Annotated in this window: 9 protein-coding genes; all 9 read left to right on the top strand. The window is 46.5% G+C overall.

Features of this window, described 5'->3' with window-relative positions; genetic code table 11:
• A partial coding sequence (locus GRP75_RS07050) for an iron-dependent peroxidase (protein WP_160788942.1) occupies positions 1–512 on the top strand: 512 nt, incomplete at its 5' end.
• Between the two features lie 31 nt (positions 513–543).
• A complete protein-coding gene (locus tag GRP75_RS07045; RefSeq protein WP_069080328.1) occupies positions 544–3,195 on the top strand; it encodes an Hsp70 family protein in 2,652 nt (883 codons plus the stop codon).
• Positions 3,196–3,232: 37 nt separating this feature from the next.
• Positions 3,233–3,745: an RDD family protein gene (locus tag GRP75_RS07040; protein ID WP_160788941.1), complete on the top strand. Its 513-nt coding sequence runs from the start codon at positions 3,233–3,235 to the stop codon at positions 3,743–3,745.
• A gap of 63 nt (positions 3,746–3,808) precedes the next feature.
• Complete coding sequence (locus GRP75_RS07035) at positions 3,809–4,387, top strand: RDD family protein (protein ID WP_069080326.1); 579 nt, start codon at positions 3,809–3,811, stop codon at positions 4,385–4,387.
• A gap of 33 nt (positions 4,388–4,420) precedes the next feature.
• Positions 4,421–5,197, top strand: a complete 777-nt coding sequence (locus GRP75_RS07030; protein WP_069080325.1) for a DNA and RNA helicase — start codon at positions 4,421–4,423, stop codon at positions 5,195–5,197.
• Positions 5,198–5,222: 25 nt separating this feature from the next.
• Positions 5,223–5,822, top strand: a complete 600-nt coding sequence (locus tag GRP75_RS07025; RefSeq protein ID WP_069080324.1) for a hypothetical protein — start codon at positions 5,223–5,225, stop codon at positions 5,820–5,822.
• A complete protein-coding gene (locus GRP75_RS07020; protein ID WP_069080323.1) occupies positions 5,819–7,231 on the top strand; it encodes a phage tail protein in 1,413 nt (470 codons plus the stop codon). Before GRP75_RS07025 ends, GRP75_RS07020 begins: the two co-directional genes overlap by 4 nt.
• Positions 7,228–7,875 carry a hypothetical protein gene (locus GRP75_RS07015; RefSeq protein ID WP_068942042.1) on the top strand — a complete coding sequence of 216 codons (648 nt, stop codon included), beginning with the start codon at positions 7,228–7,230 and terminating at the stop codon, positions 7,873–7,875. Before GRP75_RS07020 ends, GRP75_RS07015 begins: the two co-directional genes overlap by 4 nt.
• Positions 7,857–8,381, top strand: coding sequence for a hypothetical protein (locus GRP75_RS07010; RefSeq protein WP_028542476.1), 525 nt, complete (start codon positions 7,857–7,859; stop codon positions 8,379–8,381). Before GRP75_RS07015 ends, GRP75_RS07010 begins: the two co-directional genes overlap by 19 nt.
• Positions 8,382–8,388: the final 7 nt, after the last annotated feature.

Here is an 8,388-nt window from a genome sequence, read left to right as displayed (position 1 = left end):
TTTTTCGGGATCTGTTTCCACCGGATGCTGAAGAGTATCTGGAGCTGAGAGAATCGCTATTTGATATTATGATGCATTTTCTGGCGGAAATGGACTTGTATCAAGGGATGAATCGGCGGGAGTACCATATCCGGTTTGTTCGGTGTGATATTGCAGAGGGCATTTTTGGCCCGAAGGTAAAGGAAGGCTTTGGGCAATTAAACCGTGAGGATCAGGACGCGATTGCTGAAGGATTGCTGCGCCTGTATGAGACGGGAGAAGCCGTACATCTTCTAAAAGAAACGATGCGGCGCGTCTTTCATCGCTCAATCATTTACACCAATTGTGAGGAAAAAGACGAACTGCTCATCTATATCGGCCAAGAGGAGACACCATTGTCACGGATTAAAGTGGATTTGATTCTGGATTTGTTTCTTCCGGCACGTTTTACGACGGAATTGTATTGGACAAGTCATTTCGGCATTTTAGAGGAAGATCCTACGATGAAAATAGACGCTATCGCCCTCTATTAAGGCTAAATGGCTAAGAAAGGACATGTGAACGATGAACGGACCCTATACATACAGGTTGCTAGACCCGCTCACCGATCGAAAAAGCATACGCTTCACGGCGAAATACACGCGGGCGGAATTGGAACAAATGACGACCTTTCAGTTACGCGGAATATGCGATAAGGAACGACTGGTCGAGGGCTTTGCCAATCGCCTGGCACGTGAAGAATTGATTCGCGTGATTTTGCGTTTTCGGAGCGCGGAAGAGCATTTACTCATCACGAGGCCGAACCCTGGCGGTTTTGAACGCATGGAATCGGCTCTACAGCGAAACTGGAACGACCGTCGGCAGGAGAGCAGCGGTATCCGGGTTCCCGCTAAAATCACGCTGTATCAGGGTGTACGCACAGGTCGCATGGACAACTACCGGATCGAATCCGATTTGCCCTGGCTGAGCTCATCTAATGTGCTGCTGGTGAATACGACAGGAGAACTGTGCGGTGTTTTGAATTTGGTGAAGGATGAGGGACGAACAGGCGTATATTATCTTTCTCGTCATCGCGACGCTGAACTGCGAGAGACGTCCAATCATAGTTATAGCCTGCTATTTCTGCGAAGACAGGAATCAGAATATTTTTATAACCTCTACTATGGAGATAAGCCGATGCTGCCGCTGAAGCTTCAAGGTCACCGGGTTCCGGTGGCAGAGCTGATCATTCGAGGCACGGAAACTACAGATGCGGTACTTGCGATTGATTTTGGCACCTCTAACACCACAGCAGGTGCTTATTTGGATAGTTCCTACGTTACGGCCCCTGATACAGGTATGAGCAGCACAGTAAGGCTGAACGCCATCAATTATGTGTCATTCCCCGGCCCAGAAGGGGCAGAAGGCGACTGGATCGAAGTATTGCCGACTGCTATTCGCGTCGCAGACTGCTCCAATCCGGAACATATCCTTTATGTATTTGGGGAGGATGCATTACGTGGATCTGACGTGGCAGGCAGCCGTGCGACAGTATTACGGGGAATCAAGCGGTGGGTCAACGACTACAAGCGAATCGAGGAATTAATGGATTCCGAGGGGAATACAGCAACTGCTTCCCGCAGCGAAATTTTAGCTGCTTTTATCCGTTATGTGATTGCTACAGCCGAGCAGCAATTTAAGTGTCGGTTCCGCAATCTGCACTTTTCTGCTCCGGTCAAGCTGCAGCCCCAATTTATAGAGATGTTTAGCGATATTTTGCCTGATTACCGGATTGAAGCGGAGGATGCGTTGGACGAAGGGCTGGCGGTGCTGTACAACACGCTGGCAGACCAGATGGAACGAGGGACTTTTGCGGACGGTGAGGAGTACCAGGCACTTGTCATTGATTGTGGTGGAGGCACGACAGATTTGTCTTCCTGCCGATTCCGAATTGAGGACGGACGTATTGCTTACAAACTGGATATTCACACAACGTATGAAAATGGGGATACCAATTTTGGCGGCAACAATCTGACGTATCGGATTATGCAGTTTATGAAAATTGTATTTGCAGGTTATTATGCTGCCGAGACTCGTTTGCCTGACACCGATATTGATGCACTGATCGGCATTCCTTCGGGAGATTTGTACCGTCATGTGGATGAGTTTGGTGTAGATGCTGTATATGCGGGACTGGAGGAACGCTACCGTGAGGCAGAGGCCATCTTGCCTACCGCGTTCAAACAGTATGAGCATGCTACACGGGATGAATATCAGCGGGTACTGAGTAATTTTCATCTGTTGTGGAGCGCGGCAGAAAATATGAAAAAGGAATTTTTTCTACGTACGGGGATCTTGCGCAGCCGCTTCGAATCTGAGCAGGTATTATCTGCTGAAAGCGACCTGAACATTGCAGTGATGGACCGTTGGCTGGTTTCAGTCATCGAGAACGGACGGTTTCGTGATGAATATGGTTTGCCTGATGTAGTGTTTAATATTCGGGAAATACAGCAGCTTCTTAAGGCAGATATCTACAATATTGTGCGCAAGTTTCTGGATGAGTTTTATCTGGAGGGGCGCTTGCAGGATTATTCGATTATTAAGTTGACCGGGCAGTCCTGCCGGATTGACGTATTTCGCGAAGCACTCAAGGAATTTGTACCAGGGCGCAGTATTGAGTTTCGTCAAAAGGCAGAGGACCTCAGCCGGGTACCTGAGTTGAAAATGGCCTGTCTGCGCGGGGCTATCCGTTACCTGAACGCTAAAAAAATGGGCACGATTGAGCCTGTCATTACCAATCATATTCCGGCTATTCCGTATACGGTCAGCGCATGGACACATACGGGACGCGAGAAGGAGCTGATTGCGAGTTTGGAGAGCAACCGGGTACGCGGTTCTATTTCCCGGCCGTCTCATGCGGCTGAGGTGGAGTTCTTCCTGACGGCCGACGGTGGCAAGCTGCGTCAGCGGCATGTGTATCGTAGTCGGCCAGAAGCTTTTGAACCCATGCCGTATGAGGAAATTGCCGTGTTGTATGGGCGGGATATCCCGCAAGATGATACGGACTCCATCCGCAATGAGGAAACGAAATATTTTGTTTTTGTCGGGGATAGCCGCTGGGGCTTTTATGTAGTCCCGATTACCCGTCGAGATGAATTGTTGCATCTGGGTCCCAAACGCTTTTTTGCCTTCGAAAATGATCTCTCCGAGCTGGATTTCTTTGACGGCACGAAATAATTGAATAAGAAAAGTAAACACATTTGGAGGGGACAGTATGCTGTATGCGGGTTTTTGGAAACGCACCTTAGCTTATATCATCGATAGTCTTATTCTATGGTTTGTATTTTTAATAATTGGATTGATCTGGCTTGTGATTCGGGCCTTAGGGGATTGGATACCGTCCCCGGCAGAAAGCTCTTTGCTGACAGACGGGCCGTCTGCTATTGTTACAATGCGATTATTAGGACAGACTTTGCTGAATTGTGGGGCTATATGGCTATATTATGCGCTTATGGAATCATCCAAATGCAAAGCCACGGTAGGCAAGCTGGCTCTCGGCATCGTTGTGGTAGATGAGTTTAATCACAAGCTCAGCTTTGGACGTGCAAGTGCCCGCTACTGGAGTAAGCTTATATCGGTCATCATTTTGTTCGTCGGCTTTATCATGGCAGCCTTTACGGCGAGAAAACAGGCCCTCCACGATCTAATCGCCCGTACCTATGTTGTGGACAAACGCGAGCTGGACTATATCCTTCGTGAGCAGGCTCAACGGGGAGCCGGGATGTAAAGGTGGATAAATAGATTCTAAGATTATTATGAACAGCAGGCTTTAAACAGGAGGAGCAGTAGGATGTACGCTGGTTTTTGGAAAAGATTTTTAGCCCATTTGCTAGATTATACTATTTTATTTGTGACTATTCGTTTAATTGATACGTTGCCGTTTGTGACGATAGGGTTTGTCTCTGCGTTCGTAAAAATGCCGAATTTTTTGGAGTTTGTTTCACACTTAGACGATGTGTCGGTGAGAATTTTGGGAGCTATTATTATTTTTGGCCCTCTTTTATTGGATTGGCTTTACCACACCATCATGGAATCATCAAAATGCAGAGGAACGGTCGGCAAGCTGGCTGCGGGGATTGTCGTTGTGGGTGAAAATAATGAAAAAATATCTTTCGGACGGGCCAACGCCCGCTACTGGGGTAAGATCATTAGCTTGGTCACTATATTTGTCGGTTACATCATGGTGGCCTTCACAGCGAAGAAGCAGGCGCTGCATGACAAAATCGCTTGTTCCTATGTGGTAAACAAAAAATGGCTCAATTACTCGGAGTATATAAAGCTTAACTCACAGATTCCAGAGGTGACTGTTCCGGCTCCTGCGCCCGGCGTAAATCGGTTGTCCGTTCCCTTGAATAAAGAAGAGCAGTAATGACGTCGCAGAGCGAAGAGAGGAGGAAACCACATGTTAACCCATATCGTGCCGAAGTTCGAGAAAGGCCGTATTCTCAAAACCGAGATGCTAGAGAACCTGCGGGACTACCCCCGCAGCTTTCTCGATATCCGGTATCAGGATTATTCGGATGGCATCATTACCGGAATGAATGTGACCGTCGGAGAACACACGCTGACCGTAGGCAGAGGCATTGTGAAGCATAAGGGCAGACTGTATCTGCTGGAGCAGGAGCAGGAAGTACCGTATACAGCCACCGGGCGACTGTCGGTGTTGAAAATGCTCTTTTTGGAACAAACAGATCGCCCGGATTTCACCGCTCATCATGCAGATATCGTGCTGGAGGATGAGGCAGAGATCGGTCTGGATGAGATAGAGCTGGGGAGATTCAAGCTTAAAGAGGGAGCTGTACTTCGCTCGGATTATCAGGATTTTGCTGACATGGCTACCGAATTCAATACATGGAGTGATATCCATGCTCCTTTTGCGGGTTTGTATCAAAGTACATTGCGCCCAGAGACGATGCGATACTTCGCATCCGAGCTGCTTAAAAGTGGTGCCACAGATCCGATGGATTGTATGTTTGCGCTCATGTGCCTAAACTCAGAAGCCGTAGACAGGGAGTCCATTCAGCATTACATCGCAAACCGAAATGGTGCGGAATACAGAGATTATTCTCATGCTCAGTTGCATAGACAGTTAGTTCTTATTCTAGAAGGCGCCGGACGTGGAAAACGAACAGCAGGCCGTTGGCAGGGCGGCGGAGCCGGACGGATGATTGTGGATTAGAAAATCAGGTAGAGGAGTGTGCATTATGAAATATGAGGATGAAAAGATTTTGGATCAGCTCCGTGAGATGGAGAAGCTGAAGAGGCCTAACAATATTTTAGCAGGACCCATAATCATTAACGGTCAATCCTATGTGTTTGAAGAGCGATCTTTTTTTGAGGATCGGCTGAAAATGCATGTCCCCTCTATCTTTACTCCAATGCCCAAGCATTTGCAAAAGATTAAATATCCTCATGAGCAACGTCCAGAAATGATTTTGACGAATGATTTGGGCAGTGTGGATGTTACCCTGAATCGGGTGGACCAGACGTTACAAGAAGAATGGGTGAAGCAGCTCACTTCTGGCATGAAGGCCATGATGAAAAATATGAATCCTGCCCATGTATTTTATGAAGAAAAAATAGAAGAGGTACATGGTAAGCAGATTGGCTATTTTGACTTTAAAAGTCCTGCGCTGGACCAGCCCATCTACCACAATATGTTCTACTTTGAACTGGAAGGAAAGACGGTCATGGGAACATTTTGTTGTCCGTATAAGCAGTATGCTGAATGGCGGGATGTCGCCCTGCAGATGATTCGTACCATTCAAACGGTTGACGAGGCAGAAAAGGAGGGATATGAATGAGTAACCCCATTTACACCACAGCAGATGTTCAGGTGGCCCCTTATCAGTTTCAGCGTGTATTAAGTATCCATCTCATTAAACAGTTAAACGAACATGTAAGCTTCTGCATACGTGGAATTGTTTCGGAGGACAAGCTGGATCAATACGTAGAAAAAGCAGATGAAGATGAGCGCATCGAAGTCTTCTTAAAAAGTGAAGGCAAGGAGATCCGGTTTTTTCAGGGAATCGTTACGAATATTGCTGTAAAAGCTGTAAACGGAGTACGCGAGCTTACGATTGAGGCTAGCAGTGAAACCTTAATGATGGACATTCGCCCTAAACGTCGTTCATTCCAAAAAACAGGAGATTCGTATAACAAACTGTTTTCGCATGTTACAAGTTCATATACTGATGCAGAAGTGATCGATGAGGCTTCTCATGGCGCAGCTATCGGTGAATTATTAGTGCAATACAATGAAACGGACTGGGCTTTTGTCAAAAGAATTGCTTCTCGGCTACATGCTGCTTTAATTCCAATTACGATGCAACAAGGACTGAAATATGTGATTGGTGTTCCCCATTCTAGTGCCCCTCAACCGCTGAACGAACATAACTATTCCATAAAAAAAGACTTGAAGGAGCACAAGCTCATGTCCCGTAACGGACTGCCAGAATATGGCGAGTCTAACAGCTTGAGCTATGAAGTGACCAGCAACAAAGTGCTAGAACTCGGTAGTTCCGTCATTTTTCATAAAAGAACTCTTTATATAGCTAAGGCGGAAACGACCACAGAAGGAAATCTGATCGTTAATCGTTACATTTTACGGGATGAACATGGGTTAAAAACCCCAATCGTCTATGCCTATGATCTGTCAGGAGCCTCTCTGTTTGGCAAGGTGATTGATATTTCCAAAGAAAAAGTGAAAATCAAGCTGGAAATTGATCAAGACTCGACTGCATCCGGGGCTATGTGGTTTCCCTATTCTACGGTTTATTCTTCTCCTGATGGCAGCGGCTGGTATGTTATGCCAGAAGCAGGGGATCAAATTCGTCTGTACTTTCCGGATGAACGGGAGCAGCATGCTTTTGCCGCCAGTTCTGTAGATCTTGCCTCCTCTGATCCGGTTAAAAGGAGTGATCCTGCGGTCAAAAGTATCAGCACCAAGTACGGCAAACAAGTCGTTTTCAAGCCTGGTGCAGTAGAAATTATCAACAGTGGGCAAATGCTCATGCGTCTCACGGATGAAGGCGGGATTGAAATTAATAGTAACAAAAAAATAACCCTGTCTGCTCAGGAAGATATCCAAATTACAGGGGGAGCGAAAATTATTATGGAGGGGAAAGAAGGCGTAAGTTTTATTCAATCCGGAGCCAAACTCGACATCATGGACGATGTGAGATTAACCGGGGGGAAGGTGAACATTGAATGAAGCTCATGGATCGGGATGCTGCGTTGGAGGATTTGCTGGAAAAGCACGTATTTACGGAATGGCTACATGATTTGGCACTTATTGAAAACAACTTTCTGGCACGGCAGCAAGCCATTGAAGAGGAGCTTTTAGCAGCTTTAGAGTCGCTATGCCAGCTCGCTACCCTTCAGCACGAGCAAGGTCGCAAGGGGGATATTCGATATATTTATATCTCCTTGCTCAGAACCCGTGTTATGAAAAATAGAGCGGTTTATCGTATAGATGCCTATGATGAGAATTGGTTTCTGGATGAGGCTGAATGCGCTGTGGAATGGTCGGCAAACTTTGTTTTCGAGCCTCTGTTCAATCGCATGGCTAAGCTGGAAAAGCTCAAGTCCGATTATGCCCGTAAGATTACGACGATGGATATTGAGCAAATTCAACAAATTGAAGCGGTTAAATACCATCTGCTCACCGTTGAGTTTCTGAAAAGTCAGATGCCCGCCTTCGTTGCTTCCCCTTCACTAGAAAGGTTGCCGAAAGCTGACATATGCACGATATTTGCCGGAGAGTATCGAGATGATAGCGAAATATTGTGCCGTTTTACGCATAGTGAGGGAGCCGAGACACGAGAGGGGGAATCTTCATGGATTATTTCCTCTTAAAGCAGGATGTGCGGTATACCAATGTTCCTACGCTACAAAAGGTGATGGAAACGATTGATCCGTGGAAGCTGTATGATTTGCAGCCGGAGGATATTGTCAAGCCATTGATGTTTCACGTGAAGGCAGATGCAGAAAGTATTTTTATTGATTATCTAGAAGGTCCCATTCCTCTTATTTCAGATGCTTTAAAGCGTCTTGTCCAGGCCTATGTGCCGGAGATGCCTATGAAATTAACGATACTTACTCAGATCGAACAGAGGATACAGAAGAATTACTATATTCCTTTTGTGGAGCGGCTCACAGCTGTACATCCGGAAAGTGAATGGAATTTGGATCAAAGTGTGTTTCGAAAGCTGGTATTACAAGCAGATGCTATTCGGAGCCACAAGATATTTACAATCCAGGAGAGTGCTATCCCGATGATCATCGTCCGTTTAGACGTGGCGGAAAGTATATTGCGGCGTGATTACACAGGGATCGCTTTGGAGCAAGTCGAGGTGAAATAGGGAGGGA

The organism is Paenibacillus sp. OT2-17, assembly GCF_009827695.1.
GTDB classification, from domain to species: Bacteria; Bacillota; Bacilli; order Paenibacillales; family Paenibacillaceae; genus Paenibacillus; species Paenibacillus polymyxa_B.
This window is presented reverse-complemented; position numbering and strand designations above follow the sequence as displayed.